The organism is Roseibium sediminis (genome assembly GCF_008711325.1).
Lineage (GTDB): Bacteria > Pseudomonadota > Alphaproteobacteria > Rhizobiales > Stappiaceae > Roseibium > Roseibium sediminis.
This window is the reverse complement of the sequence record NZ_VXDB01000034.1, coordinates 1-14,903: the sequence shown is the minus strand read 5'-3', so window position 1 is coordinate 14,903 and position 14,903 is coordinate 1. Positions and strand designations below refer to the sequence as shown.

Annotated in this window: 14 protein-coding genes; 4 read left to right on the top strand and 10 right to left on the bottom strand. The window is 56.9% G+C overall.

The window, feature by feature from the left end; all coding sequences use genetic code 11:
• Positions 1–5 precede the first annotated feature (5 nt).
• The 9 genes from F0155_RS21130 to F0155_RS21090 all read right to left on the bottom strand — a co-directional run bounded on the left by F0155_RS21130 (position 6) and on the right by F0155_RS21090 (position 9,233).
• Positions 6–755 (bottom strand): tetratricopeptide repeat protein, encoded by a 750-nt coding sequence (locus F0155_RS21130; RefSeq protein ID WP_244303565.1) that lies wholly within the window; start codon positions 753–755, stop codon positions 6–8.
• Positions 756–1,640: 885 nt separating this feature from the next.
• Complete coding sequence (locus F0155_RS21125) at positions 1,641–2,699, bottom strand: ABC transporter ATP-binding protein (RefSeq protein ID WP_150526560.1); 1,059 nt, start codon at positions 2,697–2,699, stop codon at positions 1,641–1,643.
• A gap of 3 nt (positions 2,700–2,702) precedes the next feature.
• Positions 2,703–3,530, bottom strand: a complete 828-nt coding sequence (locus F0155_RS21120; RefSeq protein WP_204934573.1) for a carbohydrate ABC transporter permease — start codon at positions 3,528–3,530, stop codon at positions 2,703–2,705.
• Positions 3,527–4,393: a carbohydrate ABC transporter permease gene (locus F0155_RS21115; protein WP_150526559.1), complete on the bottom strand. Its 867-nt coding sequence runs from the start codon at positions 4,391–4,393 to the stop codon at positions 3,527–3,529. Before F0155_RS21115 ends, F0155_RS21120 begins: the two co-directional genes overlap by 4 nt.
• Positions 4,394–4,447: 54 nt before the next feature.
• The gene (locus F0155_RS21110) at positions 4,448–5,749 is read right to left on the bottom strand and encodes an ABC transporter substrate-binding protein (protein ID WP_150526558.1); all 1,302 of its coding nucleotides are present in this window, start codon (positions 5,747–5,749) and stop codon (positions 4,448–4,450) included.
• Positions 5,750–5,762: 13 nt separating this feature from the next.
• Positions 5,763–6,608, bottom strand: a complete 846-nt coding sequence (locus F0155_RS21105) for an ROK family protein (RefSeq protein WP_150526557.1) — start codon at positions 6,606–6,608, stop codon at positions 5,763–5,765.
• Positions 6,608–7,297, bottom strand: a complete 690-nt coding sequence (locus F0155_RS21100; protein ID WP_204934571.1) for an N-acetylmannosamine-6-phosphate 2-epimerase — start codon at positions 7,295–7,297, stop codon at positions 6,608–6,610. The genes F0155_RS21105 and F0155_RS21100 overlap by 1 nt, the downstream gene beginning before the upstream one ends.
• 35 nt (positions 7,298–7,332) lie before the next feature.
• On the bottom strand, positions 7,333–8,121 hold the full coding sequence (locus tag F0155_RS21095; RefSeq protein WP_161599865.1) for a GntR family transcriptional regulator: 789 nt from the start codon (positions 8,119–8,121) through the stop codon (positions 7,333–7,335).
• A gap of 215 nt (positions 8,122–8,336) precedes the next feature.
• Positions 8,337–9,233 (bottom strand): LysR family transcriptional regulator, encoded by an 897-nt coding sequence (locus tag F0155_RS21090; protein ID WP_150526554.1) that lies wholly within the window; start codon positions 9,231–9,233, stop codon positions 8,337–8,339.
• A 119-nt stretch (positions 9,234–9,352) separates the two neighbouring features.
• Here F0155_RS21090 and F0155_RS21085 point away from each other — a divergent pair, with 119 nt between their 5' ends.
• The 4 genes from F0155_RS21085 to F0155_RS21070 are packed head-to-tail and all read left to right on the top strand — an operon-like array spanning position 9,353 to position 14,597.
• On the top strand, positions 9,353–10,309 hold the full coding sequence (locus F0155_RS21085) for a Bug family tripartite tricarboxylate transporter substrate binding protein (protein ID WP_150526553.1): 957 nt from the start codon (positions 9,353–9,355) through the stop codon (positions 10,307–10,309).
• Between the two features lie 23 nt (positions 10,310–10,332).
• The gene (locus tag F0155_RS21080; protein WP_150526552.1) at positions 10,333–10,803 is read left to right on the top strand and encodes a tripartite tricarboxylate transporter TctB family protein; all 471 of its coding nucleotides are present in this window, start codon (positions 10,333–10,335) and stop codon (positions 10,801–10,803) included.
• Between the two features lie 4 nt (positions 10,804–10,807).
• A complete protein-coding gene (locus F0155_RS21075) occupies positions 10,808–12,322 on the top strand; it encodes a tripartite tricarboxylate transporter permease (RefSeq protein ID WP_150526551.1) in 1,515 nt (504 codons plus the stop codon).
• A 19-nt stretch (positions 12,323–12,341) separates the two neighbouring features.
• On the top strand, positions 12,342–14,597 hold the full coding sequence (locus tag F0155_RS21070) for a DUF3604 domain-containing protein (RefSeq protein ID WP_150526550.1): 2,256 nt from the start codon (positions 12,342–12,344) through the stop codon (positions 14,595–14,597).
• Between the two features lie 69 nt (positions 14,598–14,666).
• On the opposite strand, the gene F0155_RS23690 is transcribed toward F0155_RS21070, so the two are convergent.
• On the bottom strand, positions 14,667–14,903 hold a 237-nt coding region (locus F0155_RS23690), incomplete at its 5' end, for a hypothetical protein (protein WP_204934569.1).

The following is a 14,903-nucleotide window of genomic DNA, read 5'->3' as shown; positions in this document are numbered from 1 at the left end:
ATGGACTATCCAGCCTGCTCGATCGGAACAGCTTTCCAGTCTCTCGCGAATTGCTGCGCCGCTTCGAGAGAGACGCTGTCCAGCTTGACCGCAACGTCATCGCGAAGCACTACCGCATCGTCAAGCCCGCGCACCGCTGCAAGATTTGCATAGCCATATGCCTTGATGAGGTCTGTTTGCACACCATCACCGCTAGCGTAGGCCTTCGCCACTTCAAGCAGGCCCATCGGATTTCCCGCGGCAGCAGTTATTGAAAACTGCTCAAAGGCCTTTTCAAGATTTCGCTCAACCCCGGCACCGTCGCGATAGGCAACTCCAAGGTAGTTTATGGCGGCCACCTGATTGGATTTGGCTGCAAGTTGCCAATAAGTTACGGCCTTCGCAGCGTCACGCTCAACGCCCTTGCCTTCGGAATACAGCAGCCCGCAATTGAACTGACCGTTCGCATCTCCCTTTTCGGCTGATGCGCAGATCAGCTCTGCTGCCCGCTTATAATCCTGAAGTACAAACTCTCCGTTCAGGTGCATCAGCCCCAAACGATTTTGAGCCAGGGCGCTCCCCTTTTCCGCAGCTGCGGCAAAAAGAGCCGCCGCCCGCCGCATGTCCTTGTCGGTGCCAAGACCCATTTCAAAAAGGCGCCCAATGTAGAACGCCCCATTGGCATCACCGGCCTCGAAAGCGGCCTGAAACTGCTTGACCGCTCCTTGCACATCGCCAGCTTCAAGGGTTTTGATTCCACTGGCTACGTCCGCCATTGCAGCTCCGGAAAGCACAGAAAAAAGCCCAAGCCCAATAATTCCGCTACGGAATTTCATTTCTCTTCCACCAAAAAAAACATCAAATCTGGCGGACAATTAATACATTATTATCAACTTTACCATGGGTAATTTTTGCATTTTTTAGTTGAGGCCAAATGAATCGAACACCTAAGATCATTCACAGCGAATTTGTATTCGATCTATATAATATTTCTGTCGCATTAGAACGCCACTTATATAGTATTGGCTTTCAGTCTCCCGAACACGCTCCCTTTTAATGATCGAAGATCCTGAAGTGCAATACAGTTTCGAAGTCGCATTTATTTGTCTTTCCTGCATGGATCCAACCAAAAACCGATTATAGACAAACTCAAATGCGTAAGTGTCGCGACCATTAATCTTGCCTACATGTGCCGCCTGCTTATCCGCCTCGGACAAGGTACGACACCCGGCAACCGAAGCAAGCACTCCAACCGTCAGCGCCGCTGAAAGCCAGCGCCGCAAACGCGCTTCAGTATTCACACGAAATAACATCACACTTTCCTCTGAGTGCGTTTTAAAACATTCTCAAATCACAGGTCATTTGTCAGAAGGTGAACACTGAAACAACCAGATACAGGTTTAAAAATACAAGCAGCAGCAACCTGGCTGGCACCCGGGGAAGAAAAACTAAATACTCTTCAGATTAAATAAACCCAGGACACTCAATTTGGCCGTAAAACAAGATCCATCAGATCACATGAAAGTATTTTAATATTCAAAACATAAGACTTCTGATTATCAGTTAACCCCTATATTAAAGCATTTTTAGACATGATGAAGTTGATTATAAATGCATCCAACAACGTTATTCCGTACATATATCCAACTATAGATTTTCCTTTAGACCAACCGCGTTGAGCCGTCTTCGGAGAAAAGGTGGAGGGTGTCTTGTGAGACGCTCAGGCCGATGTTTTCGCCGGGAGTGACCCTTTGGTGTTCGGGGAGTTGAAGGGTGAGCTGGCGGTTCAGGCCGATGTCGACGACCACCATTCTTGTTGCACCGTGATATTCGCTGAAGAGCACCGTGCCACCGAGAACGCTCCTCCCCGGTTCGACGATCGAAAGGGCTTCCGGTCTCAACCCGAGCTTGCACGCCTGTGTGGGAAGTCGTGCGGACGTCGGGATGGCGCCCTGCGCTTCGATCCGGATTGCATCCGCGTCGACAGACGCATCAAGGATGTTCATTTTCGGAGAGCCGAGGAACTGGGCGACAAAAACACTCGATGGCTTTTTGTAGAGTTCCTCCGGGCTGCCAGTCTGCATCACCCTTCCATCCTTCAAAACGACAATCCGGTCGGCAAGGGTCATCGCCTCGGTCTGGTCGTGGGTCACATAGATCGTCGTTGCGTTCAGCGACCGGTGCAGGGCTGCGATCTCGACGCGCGTGTCCGTTCGCAAGGCCGCATCAAGATTGGACAGCGGCTCGTCAAACAGGAAGGCTCTGGGCTCGCGAACAATGGCGCGGCCAATTGCAACGCGCTGGCGCTGGCCACCGGAAAGCGCGGCGGGCTTGCGGTCCAGATAGCTTTCCAGCCGCAGGATGCGGGCAGCTTCTGCAACCTTTGCCGAAATCCGGTCCTCTCGCATACGGGCGGTGCGCAGCGCAAAGGCGATGTTGTCGCGCACACTCATATGCGGATAAAGCGCATAACTCTGAAACACCATTGCCAATTGGCGATCATAAGGCTCCAGCCTTGTGACATCCTCGCCGCTGATCAGGACCTTTCCCGATGTCGCCTCTTCCAACCCGGCAATGAGGCGCAACAAGGTGGACTTCCCGCAGCCGGACGGCCCGACAAACACACAGAACTCCCCGTCGGCCACTTTCAGGGACACATCGCGGATCACGTCATGGCCGTTGAAGGATTTCGACAGGTTTTCAAGACGAATTTCAGCCATGGTCTATCCCTTGACGGCTCCGGCTACCATTGAGCCGGTGATACGGCGATACATGATCAATCCGAGCAGAAGCGGAGGCAGCGCGGCGATGATCATGACCGCTGCCGCAACGCCCCACTGCACGCCGCCGCCAGATGTTGCGAAGAAGAAAGATGCCCCGACCGTGACCGGCACAGCGTCGCGAGACGTCATCATCAAGCCGAACAGGAACTCGTTCCAGCCGGTGATGAACCCGAAGATGAAAGTGGTGATCAGGGCCGGTCGGCACAAAGGCAGGACGACCTTGAACAAAAGGCGCGGCAACCGGGCCCCGTCCATACGGGCCGCCTCTTCCAGCTCCAGCGGAATATCTGCAACGGCATTGGCCAGCAGCATCAGGGACAGGGGCAAGTTGACAACCGCGAGGATCAGGCCAAGGCCGAAGCGCGTATCCAAAAGCCCGATGGCCGCATACATCATGTAAAGCGGGATTGCAAAGATGATGAGCGGCAGTGCCCGAAGGTTTACCACCAGAGGAAACAGCAGCCCCCTCCCCACGCCCCTGCGCACCATGACCCATGCAACGGGAAATGCCACGATGACGGGAAGCACAGAGCCGATCACCGCCGCAGAAACGGAGTTCCAGAGATAGTGATAGATGTTCAGTCTGTCGCTGATGGTCAGGACAACCGCGAAGTTTTCCAGCGTTGGAGCCTCGATCCAGAGCGAGGGATTGCGGGAGACTTCACCGGGGGACTTGAAGGCAGTCACAAGCGTCGCGATCACAGGGAAGTTGATCACAACAGCAACGACAATGAAGACGACCCATCTGGTCCACATCCGCGCTTTCATGATGCTCTCCTGCCAACCAGTCGCTGGGCAAGGGTGAGCAGCAGGAATGCTGCGAGAAACAGCAGAATTGCTGCTGCCATCGCCTTGCCGATTTCACCGCGGCGCAGGAATGTCTCGTAGATATAGATGGACATGGATGTTGTCGCGCCACCGGGGCCGGCACCAACCAGGGTGTAGATGTTGTCGAAGACCCGAAACCCGTCGATGAAGCGGATGAAGAGCGCAACGAAGACCGTCGGAACCATCAGGGGAAACTCGATCTTCAAGAAGCGGCGCCACGGCCTTGTCCCGTCAACAGCAGCGGCTTCCTTCATTTCCGTGGGGATCTGATTGTAGGCGGTCAGAAAAAGCAGGAAGGCAAACGGTGTCCATTGCAGCGTTTCGGCCACGACAACAGTCGAAAACACGTTTGCAGGCCCCAGAAACGATGGGGACCAACCCAGCCAACTGTAAAAATAGTGCGGAATCGGACCTGCAAACTCATGCAGAACAAGCCGGTACATCAGCCCCATCATGGCCGGTGCGACAATCATCGGAATGATGAGAATGGCGACGGTCCATCCATGCTGCCGGACGAGTGGCGCCAGATAGACGGCGATTGCCAGACCCAGCACACATTGCAGGGTTGCGGTGATCACACCGAACTTCAGAGAAAACCATGCGGCTTTCCAGAAGGCAGCATCGTTCATGACATCGCGAAAGTTCTCCAATCCTGAGAAGCTTGGCGATGTCAGGGTCTGGAACGTCGTTTCGGAAAATCCATAGACCAGACTGAGCACCACCGGAAACCCTAAAATGGCGAGCAGGAAAGCCACCATTGGACTGAGCAAAATCGCGTTTTCGGATGTCTTCCGTGATGTCATGAGAGTTCCTTGAGACGATGGTCAGCGGAGACATTCCCCGCTGACCTGTCTTGATTACTTGAGCAACTCGGTCATGGAGGCGGTGATGTTGGTCATCGCTGCATCCAGATCCTGAGTGCCTGCCCAATAGCCCGTGAACTCCTTGGCTTGCGCCTCATAGACGGAGAGTGCGTTCTGCGATGTGCCGCCATTCATGACGAAGCCGTAGTTGGAGGCATAGTCACCAACCTGCACGAGGTCGGGGCGCTCGTCCGCCAGTTTGCCAGCCGTGGCACCGGCAAGCCCCGGCGCACCGCCAGCCCGTGCATAGGCAAGAGCTGCTTCTTCTGTCGACAGCCAGGAAAGGAACGCGCGCGCACCCTCCGTGTTGTCGGATGCCTTGTTGAGCCCAAGGCCGAGGCCATGGATATGCGTGAACCGACCATCGGGACCGGCCGGCGGAGCAAAGCTCACCGTGGCGGACTGGGCGCCCTTGAGATCGGATGCTGCGGCGTTCCACTGCACCATTGCTGCCACCTGACCGGATGAATAGGCTGCATTTGCCTCGGCATATTCATAAGACGTGGAATCCTGCGGCGTTGCGCCGAGTTCAAACAGCATCTTGGCCATCTTCAACGCCGTGCGATAGGCTTCGCTGTCGACGGTGATATTGCCCTGATCATCCATCCAGTTTGCGCCATAGCTGCGCGGCCAGGAATGGAAAACCATCATGTTGAACAACAGGTTCTTTGCCTGAATCACCGTGCCGTAACGAGTTGGGCTGTCCGGGTTCACCGACTTGCTGAAATAAAGCGCGTTGGCAACAAAATCCTTCCAGGTCCAGTCCTGCGGGTTTTTCGGCTCCAGCTTTTCACCAAGATGCTTTTCCGCAATTTCCGAGTAACGCGCCTTGGCAGCCTCATCGGCCAGCAACGCATCGATCAGGTCGGAGCGGACATAGAGGAAATGCAGCGACAGGTCCGTCGGCACGCCATATTGGGCCCCCTCATACTGCATCGTTTTCAGGACCGTGCCGCCAAAGACGGTCTCCGCTTCGCCGGACAGGGTGATCGGTTCCATGAACGGCGCGTACTTGCCGATCGAATAGGTGGCGATCAGATTGACGTCGAAAGCCTTGGTTCCGGCCGCCAGATCAATCTGGAGCTTGTCGAAGAACCCGTCTCGCGATGTGAACAGCAACTCGACCTTGTTTTCCGGAGCCACATCCGCCTTGGCATTGTAGATCTCGGTGACCGCGCGAAGGGCAGCTTCTTCCGGCCCACCCGGCCAGCCAAGAACCGTTACTTCGGCATGGGCGTGACCTGCCAGAAGCGATGCCATCGCCGTCATCGCAAGCAACTTGGCACTGCGTTTCATTGTCTTTCCTCCCTCAGGTATTTCGAATGTCTATCAGCGCTTCCAAGCCCAAAACTCCCGCATTGACCCCAAGCGCGGCGGGGAAAACTGCGGGCCGGTATTTTTCCGGTTGGTTCGTGAGATGACTTTGCACTTGCGCGAGATAGCCCTCGGCCAGTCCTATGCCGCCACCTATGACGATGCGGGCGGGATCAATCGTCAGCTGAATGTCCACACACAAGGCAGCAACGCGCGCAGCTGAGCGATCTACTATGCTCTGTGCCCAGACATTGCCGTCGCGGGCAGCGCTGAAAACACCCGGTGCCTCCATCCGGTGACCAGCTTTCAAAGCCTCAGACGCGATCCAGCGACCGGTGACATTGTCCTCCAGCGGCGCGCCAGAGCCCCTTCCCGTTTGCCCGAAATGCCCGGCCAGACCGCGGGATCCGGACACCAGACGGCCGCCCAGAACCATGCCGCCCCCCAAACCGGTCGAGACGGTGAGGAAAACCATGTCCTCGCGCCCGCCAGCTCCAGCAGCATACTCGCCAAAGGCCGCAGCCTGCGCATCGTTCACAAGAGTGGGCCGGAGACCAAACCGGTCGAATATCGCCGCACCAAGCTCGAACCCTGCAGGAATGGCCAACGTTGCGGGATTGAGCGCAGACCACTTCCCGTCTTCTACGATGCCCGTGACCGCAGCACCGATCCGCTCGTACTTGCCTTTCCACGACACGGTTGCTTCACCAAGGGTATCCAGCCAGTCACCCGGCTGCCCGTCCTTGCTGGTCGGCACCTGAAGGGACGCAAGAATTCGGCCCTGCTCGACAAGCGCGGCCAGCAACTTCGTGCCCCCGAGATCCAAGCACAGAACCGCCATCAGATCGCCATCCTTGCGGAAGAGGCGCCCTTTACGGCAGAGACAAACCAAGAAGTGATGTGCTCGGGCCGTGTGATCGCCGATCCCACAACAACCGCATCAGCCCCCGCTTCCATGGCGCGGGCTGCATCAGCAGGTGAATGATAGCGCCCTTCTGCGATAACGAAACCGTCCAGCCCAGCAAGTTTGCGAACAAAGTCCAGATCCGGCTCTGAAGGAACCGGTCCTGCCACATATCCCGACATGGTGGATGCCAGGATTTCGCAACCGAGTTTTTTGGCACGCACGGCATCTTCGATCTCCGCGCAGTCCGCCATTGCCAGCCGACCCGCCCTGTGGATCTCCTCAACAAGAGACCTGAGGGGGACCGGACGGTCTCGATCCGTCATGTCGATTGCAATAATATCGGCGCCGCCCCGCGCCAGATCCCTTACCGCGTCCAGCGTTGAGGTAATCCGCACGGCCGTATCGGGTCGATCCTCCTTGACGAGGCCGATGACCGGGACATCCGTTACCCGGCGAACGGCCTGAAGATTGGCAACACCCTCGATACGGAGGCCGCAGGCCCCACCGTCAATGGCAGCCTTGGCGAATCCGGCAATGATCTCCGGATGATCCAGAGCACCGCCTGTCACAGGCTGGCAGGAAACAATCAGGTTTCCCTTCAGGTGGTTCAAAAGTGGCGACAAGATTTCCTCCCCTTGCGGAAGGAAACGATCTCATATTAATACCAGTTGTCAACTCCCACCTCACTGGTATGGTCCACCTGAACCTGCAGTTCCGAGATGAAATCGTACATCTCGCCATTGTAACGCGTTTCGGTGAATTCTACGGCCATGCCGTTGGCAAGGAAGCAGCGTCGCTCGACTATAAGGAGCGGCGATCCCGGATCTACTTCCAGTGCGTCCGCCTCCGCCTTTGTCGCGACACCAGCCCTGATCCTTTGCACCCCGCGCACGGGAGATGCATCCTGTTTGTGCAGCGCCTGATAAAGGGAGTCGGTCACAAGATCAGGATCCGGCAGGAACCTGCGCGGCACGGCGGCTCGTTCAAGAGCAATAGGCACACCATCTGCTAGGCGGATGCGCACCAGGCGCACAATCTGCTCATGAGGCGGCAAGCCCAAAGCCATGGATTCGCCCGGAATGGGAATTGCGAGTTGTTTTTGCAGCCACTTCTGCCCGGGAGCACCACCTCTTGCCCGAAGCTCGTCAGAAAACCCGCGCAAGGTCGACAGGGTCTTTTCTACACGAACCCCAACCGAACTGCGCGCGCCCTGGCGGCGCTTCAGCAATCCGTTGGACGCAAGGTCATCCAGTGCTCGGCGAACCGTGACCCGGCTGACCCCCAGATACGCAGAAAGAGAACGCTCGCTCGGCAAAGGCTGGCTCGGTCCCGCAACATCCAGCTTCATGGCTTCTGTCAGGGCTTCGGTGATCTTTCGATACAGGGGCTTCCTGTCTGTCGACCGGGACAAGCTGTCCTTCACAAAGACCGATACCGGATCTTCCATTCCCATTCCCTCTGCCCCGCGCACCCAACTGGTATGCACCATATCGGACACTTGAAAAAAGTGGTATTATTTTTTTATCCAGCTCAAATTTTCCGGGCTCAAGAGACTTCAGAAGAAAAAGAAGACGAACTTTTTGGCGCGCCGGGATCATATCATTGGGACCGGGAACGGGTTCCAAAGCGGGCTGTGGCCGAAACCCCGGTTCGCCGCAGTCGCTAATGCGGCGCATATTTCCTTTCACTGTGATCGCGAAGATGACTGACGAAGATATCCCGGCTGGGATGCGGTTTGTCGATCTTGGGGAGAAGGAACGCGATTTCAAATCCGGTGTCCAGATTGCATGGGATGAGGGCAACCTCCTGACGCATTTCAGGTGCGACGCTGACCGGATCGGCAAAGGTAAATCCCATGCCATTGCGGACGAACCAGTAAGCAACATCCGAAGTTGAGACTTCGTGGGCAACAGCCAGTTCCTCGCCACGACGTGACAAGGCAGCGTCGACCGCAGTCCTGATCGCCGAATGGCGGTTCAACGCAATATATTGCTGATCGCGCAACTGAGTGACTCCGACCGTTTCATTCGCAGCCAGTTCGTGATTTCGCGGCACCATGACGTGGAGAAAGACATTGGCCAAACGATGAGTCTCAAGCCCTTCCACGGGGATAGGAAGCGACGAAACCCCGATGTCGTAACCTCCATAGAGCAGGCGGCGGCCAAATTCGCGCCGCGGACAGACATCAACATTAAAGCGCAGGCTCTGGTCGTCCTGATGAACCTTGGCAAGCACCGGAAGCACAAGCCCGTCCACTATTCGGGGCAAACACAGGATCCGCAGTGGCATGGCCTCGTGATTGCGGCTTTGCTCAATTAGTGCCGGAAGATTGTCGATTGATTGCAGGATGCGGACAGCCTCGGGCATCAATGCTTCGGCCTCCGGCGTCGGATGAAGCCGTTTGCCAAGGCGGGTGAATAACTGCTCTCCAAGTTCTTCTTCAAGTATCCGGATCAACCTGCTGGCTGCTGGCTGACTGACATTCAGCCGCTCCGAGGCCCGAGACAGCGTCAGGCTGTCCATGACCTCCACAAACAAGCGTAAGCTTCTGAGGTTCATCCCGATTGATCCATTTATTCAATTTATGAATAAGCACATAGATTTTATCGAATTTTCTTATGAAAAATGTCAAGTACAGTATTGATCAAGGATCAACTTTGCACTCCGGGAGTCACACCATGAAGAGACGCCAATTCCTGATCAGTTCCGCTGCGTTCACCGTCGCACTTGCTGGTGCCCTGCCCGCCTTCGCAGAGTGGAAACCGAAACGCCCGGTCAATGCAATTGTACCTTACGATGCAGGCGGCGGTACGGACTCCATTGCCCGCGCGATTGCCGCTTCGATGAGCGAAGCCCTTCCGGTGCCTGTTGTCGTGGTCAACAAGCCCGGTGCCTCAGGCGTCGTTGGCGCAACGGCCGTGGCAAATGCCAAGGCAGACGGCAGCACCATTTTGATCACGTCCGGTGGTTCCTTCGTCTTGAATTCGGTCATGAAGGATCTGGAGGTCGATCCTTTTGATGATTTCATCACCATCGGCCAAATCGGCGACCTCACCACATCCTTGATGGTTCCGGTCAGCAGCCCGTTCCAGACGATCGATGATCTGGTCAAAGCCGCAAAGGCCGCACCGGGCAGTTTGCGTTGGGCGCATACCGGTCGTGGCAGCTTCCATCATGTTGCGGGTCAGGGCTTCCTCAATTCAGCCGAGCTTTCCGCTGTAGATGTCGCCTTCAAGGGCGGATCGGCCACCCGCGCCGCTGTCATTGGCGGACAGGTCGACTTCGGAATGATCGGCATTCAGCAATTGTCCGGCTTCACCGACCAGCTACGGCCGCTCGCCCTGGTCTCAAACGAAAGGGACATGTTCTCGCCGGATGTACCCACCTTTGAGGAACTGGGCCTGAACGTGCCATTGATCAGCTCTCCAATCGTGGTTTTTGCGCCCAAAGACACACCGGATGATGTGGTCGCAGCCCTTCAAGATGCCGTAAAGACCGCAGCAGATAGCGCTTCCTTCAAGGAACTGATGAGCAACGGCAACAACGCGCCAAGCTATCTTTCCGGCGCTGATGCCAGCCAGAAGCTCCTTCAGATGCAGGACGATGCCCGGGCCATCGTCTCCAAGCTGAACTGACGCAGGCAAGGTTGGAGGCAAACATGACGCACACTATCAAACAGTTTGCGCCAGGAGCCGCGACCTTGCTAATCGGGCTGGCCGCTGCGGTGGCCAGTTTCCAGATCGGACTTGATTACGACGGGTCATGGGGACCACGGATCTTTCCGCTCATGAGCGCCGGTGTGCTGATCCTGCTTGGCGCGCTGATGTTGCGGAGTGCAACCTCCGAGCCGGGTAACACTTCTCCGCAAGAAAGCGTGCCTCGTGATCCGTTCATCCTGCTTGGACTGGTGATCCTCTATCTCTGGCTCATCGGCAAGGTCGGATATCTGATTTCGACCGCAATGGTGACACCAGCCACGCTTTGGCTTTTTGGAATACGCAACCCGCTGGCCCTTGCTTTTTCTGCCTTGGCCGCTCCTGCCATCTTTCACCTGATCTTTTTCGAATTGCTGGGAGTCTTCCCCCCCTACGGGGCCTGGTTCGACCTGCTCGATGTGATCGGAGGCTGAGTTCATGGACATTTTCGTCGGCCTTGCCACGGTCCTTACGGACCCGGTCATACTCGCATGGATATTCGGCGCAGCGGTGATCGGCATGATTGTCGGTGCAATACCGGGCCTCACGGCATCTGCAGCCATCGCCATGCTGGTGCCCCTGACCTACTACATGGACCCGCTCGCGGCGCTTGCGTTTCTCTACGTCATCGGAAAGTCCGGCCGGTACGGCGGCTCGATCGCTGCAATCCTGTTCAATACGCCGGGAACGGCTGCCTCGGCAGCCACCCAGATTGACGGGTACCCTCTGGCGAAAAAAGGCCAGGCCTCCAAAGCCATGAAAGTGGCAACGATTTCGTCGGTGATCGGTGACTTCTTCGGCGAGTTCGTTCTCATTATCGGAGTGGCGTGGATTGCCGCCATCGCCTTGCATTTGGGTCCGCCCGAACTCTTTTCGATTTATCTCGCCGCTTTCGTTGTCATCGGCTCTGTCATTGGCAAATCCGTATTGAAAGGTCTTGCCAGCGCTGCGCTGGGTGTCCTGATCAAAATGGCCGGGCTTGATCCGGTCACCGGCGGCGAACGCTTCACATTCGGTCAGGTCGAGTTGACGGACGGACTGTCTCTTGTCCCGCTGATGATCGGCATTTTCGTGTTGGCAGAGGTGTTTGAGCAGCTGGCCAAGCGCAGTGCACCGCCGGAGATTACCGAAGAGCCGGACGATCAGGCTTCCCGCGACCGGAACCGCCTGACATGGGACGAATTCCGCCCTTGTCTGCCCCATATCCTGCGGTCATCCGTAATCGGGACTGTGATTGGAATGCTTCCGGGACTGGGGTCGACGATTGCCGCCTTTGTTGCCTATGGCGAAGGCAAGCGTTCGGCAAAGAACCCGGAAGAATGGGGCAAAGGCGCGCTGGAAGGTGTTGCCGCACCGGAGGCTGCCAACAATGCTGTATCCGGCCCGTCCATGGCTCCGCTCCTGACACTCGGTATTCCCGGTTCAACAATTGGTGCCATTCTCGTTGGCGTGTTCATGATCCATGGGATCAAGATTGGCCCGACCTTGTTCGTGACGTCCCGCGAACTGATCTATTCCCTGTTTGCCTGTGGCCTGATCGGCATCGTGTTTTACGGTCTTGTCGGCTATTTCGGCGCTGCGAATGTCGGACGTTTCATTACCCGGATACCCGTCAACATTCTCTATCCCGTTATCATGCTCACCGCAGTGATTTCGGCCTATGTCTCGCGCGGCAGCCTGTTTGATGTCGGAGTCATGATCCTGTTCGGTTTCATCGGCTGGGGAATGAAACGGTTCGACTTCAATCCGGCCGCTTTCGTCATCAGCTTTGTCCTCGCAGGCGGTGCAGAAGAGGCGTTCCGGCAATCGCTCAGACTGTCGGACTCCGGCATCCTGATCTTCATCACCCGTCCCATTGCCCTGGCATTCCTTCTCATCGGCATTGCCGTCGTGATCTATCGGGTTCGCAGCCTCAGAGCCAAGCCTGAAGCGCCGAGCCTGAAAGACGCCTGATCCACGCCCGGAGACTCCCTTGCCTTTCAATACTTATCGACCCGACCTTATGGGGCATGCATGCCTCGACCAGACCGGACCCATCGTCTGCGGATCCTGGACCAGTCTCACCCTGACATATACGGCAGGTCATTTTGGAATAGACGATCTGGGCGGGATCAAGATTTCCATTCGCTCCGCGTCTGATCAGACACCACCCCAATTTGATGACCCGACCGCGCCGGGATACACAACGGTAAGCGCCTCAAATGGCGCGCGGCTGAAATTCTGGTATCGCAGGAACAGCAACATTCGCCCCTGGGGCAACACGCTCTATATCCAGTGCCTGAATTATCTGTCCGAAGGTGACACAATCACCGTACGGATGGGGGACCGCTCGCACGGATCGCCCGGCGTTCGCATGCAGACCTTCGTCGAGCACGCCTATGAATATCGTGTCCACGTGGACGCCTTTTCCACCTATGACTACACCGTTCTGCCAGAAGACCGGCAGCCGCGCATCCAGCTGATCCCCGGCCCTGCCGCCGTTCACCGGGCGGTCCTCCCCTCCTTGCGGGCAGTGGGGGATCATTTCGCACTGGGGCTGAAGGCCGAGGATCGCTGGGGCAATCCGACGCCCGAGGACAAGGATACCTATTCGCTTCATCCCAGCCGACCTGTTGCCGGTCTTCCCGAAACGGTTTCAATGGCAACAAGCCTTGGTGGCGCCTTGCGCGTCGAGGGGTTGTCGCTGGACAGCACCGGAGACCTTTGGGTCGAGATGCGGGACACCAGCGGAAAGGTCGTCGCCCGATCCAATACCCTGCGCATTGAAGAAAAGCCCGCATTTCGGCACTTCTGGTCCGACATGCATGGTCAAAGCGGCGAGACAATCGGAACGAACACCGCCCGCCAATATTTCGAGTTCGGTCGTGACAAGTCCTTCATCGATATCTGCGGCCATCAGGGCAACGACTTCCAGATGACCGACACGTTCTGGCGTGAACTGAACGAGCTTACCGCCGAACTCTATGAACCGGGGCGTTATGTGACCGTCCCCGGCTACGAATGGTCTGGCAACACGTCCGTGGGCGGAGACCACAATGTCTGGTATCGCAGCGAGGGACGCCCGATTTATCGTGCCCAACGTTCACTCGTCATGGAAGATTCCACCGACGAGAACACCTGCATCGATGCAGGACAACTGTTCGAACGATTGAAGCATGAAGATGCGCTTGTCGTCGCCCATGTTGGCGGGCGCTACGCAGACGTGTCCTATGCCCATGACGCCAATCTGGAGCCGTCGGTCGAGGTCCATTCTGCCTGGGGTACGTTCGACTGGATCTTCGAAGATGCCCACAAGGCCGGGTACCGCGTTGGCATTGTGGCGGCATCTGACGGCCACAAGGGCCGTATCGGGGCAAGTTACCCCGGCTCGGGCAAATTCGGCTCGCTGGGCGGACTGACCTGCCACCTGATGTGCGAACTGGATCGCGACAACCTGTTTGAAGCCTTCCGCCATCGGCGCCACTATGCGACCACCGGCTGCCGGCCTTTCCTAGATGTGCGGGTAAATGGACTGCAGAACGGCAAGCGCCGTTTGCATTCGGAAGTTTGGCAGGACATCGACGCAGCCCTGATTGGCGATATCGTGACCTGCGACAACTCCGAGATTTCACTGGAGATCGACATCTCCGCTCATGCCGGAATTGAACGGATCGAAGTCAAAGACGGCCTTAAGGTGCTTCGCCACATTCAAACGGCCTCAGAGGCCCGGACAGCTGGCAATCGCATAAGGGTTCAGTGCGAAGGCGCGGAATATCGCGGTCGCAGCCGGCGGGTGGACTGGGCGGTGGCAGTTACTCTGGACACCCCTCCACTACGGACCGAGGCAGTGAATTTCTGGAACGCCGACTGCGGCGTCACCGTCGCCGACACTGCTGTGTCTTGGGACTACGTCACCACAGGCGGCATCCACGCCGTGGACATCTGGCTGGAGGATGCGACCAAAGGGCAGCTCGACTTCAAGAGCAATGTCACCAACTTCACCGCAGATCTGAGCACGCTGGGGACAGATGACCTCGTGATCGATTGCGGCGGGCTCGGCAAGGCCGTACGCCTCACCCGGCTCCCCGACACCCCTCTGCCCGCAACCCTGCAAACCAGCCTGACCATTCCTCTGGAAACGGGAACCGAACGCTGCCTCTTCATCCGCGTCGTTTTCGAGGACGGGCATATCGCCTGGACAAGTCCGATTTACATCAGCCAGAGACCGGATTGTGAGCACCCGGAGTAAACCGGCACCACGTCACAGGATGGATCTGCCTTGGTCTGTGACATATTCAAAATTGGTACCGGCTTGCCGTCAGGAACTGCGCCAAATCAGATATTTAGGGCACGTCGAGTGTTTCAGTAAATGCGAGGTGTGCTCTAATGTCTTCCCGATCGAACGCGGCCGCCGGAGCAGTTCGGTCGCATTTCTGAAGACCTCCATGAGCGTATCCGGCAAGAGCGGCGCGGTGCGGTTTTCTCCCCTCTCCTGATCGTAAAGGAGCGCATAGTCATTGAAGGCGGCGTCCATCCTCTCCATCAGTTCTTTTCG

Bases quoted from the DNA above. Each gene is read 5' to 3' on its own strand.
- F0155_RS21130 (WP_244303565.1), bottom strand. From the start codon at position 755: ATGGCGGACGTAGCCAGTGGAATCAAAACCCTTGAAGCTGGCGATGTG.
- F0155_RS21125 (WP_150526560.1), bottom strand. From the start codon at position 2,699: ATGGCTGAAATTCGTCTTGAAAACCTGTCGAAATCCTTCAACGGCCAT.
- F0155_RS21120 (WP_204934573.1), bottom strand. From the start codon at position 3,530: ATGAAAGCGCGGATGTGGACCAGATGGGTCGTCTTCATTGTCGTTGCT.
- F0155_RS21115 (WP_150526559.1), bottom strand. From the start codon at position 4,393: ATGACATCACGGAAGACATCCGAAAACGCGATTTTGCTCAGTCCAATG.
- F0155_RS21110 (WP_150526558.1), bottom strand. From the start codon at position 5,749: ATGAAACGCAGTGCCAAGTTGCTTGCGATGACGGCGATGGCATCGCTT.
- F0155_RS21105 (WP_150526557.1), bottom strand. From the start codon at position 6,608: ATGGCGGTTCTGTGCTTGGATCTCGGGGGCACGAAGTTGCTGGCCGCG.
- F0155_RS21095 (WP_161599865.1), bottom strand. From the start codon at position 8,121: ATGGAAGATCCGGTATCGGTCTTTGTGAAGGACAGCTTGTCCCGGTCG.
- F0155_RS21090 (WP_150526554.1), bottom strand. From the start codon at position 9,233: ATGAACCTCAGAAGCTTACGCTTGTTTGTGGAGGTCATGGACAGCCTG.
- F0155_RS21085 (WP_150526553.1), top strand. From the start codon at position 9,353: ATGAAGAGACGCCAATTCCTGATCAGTTCCGCTGCGTTCACCGTCGCA.
- F0155_RS21080 (WP_150526552.1), top strand. From the start codon at position 10,333: ATGACGCACACTATCAAACAGTTTGCGCCAGGAGCCGCGACCTTGCTA.
- F0155_RS21075 (WP_150526551.1), top strand. From the start codon at position 10,808: ATGGACATTTTCGTCGGCCTTGCCACGGTCCTTACGGACCCGGTCATA.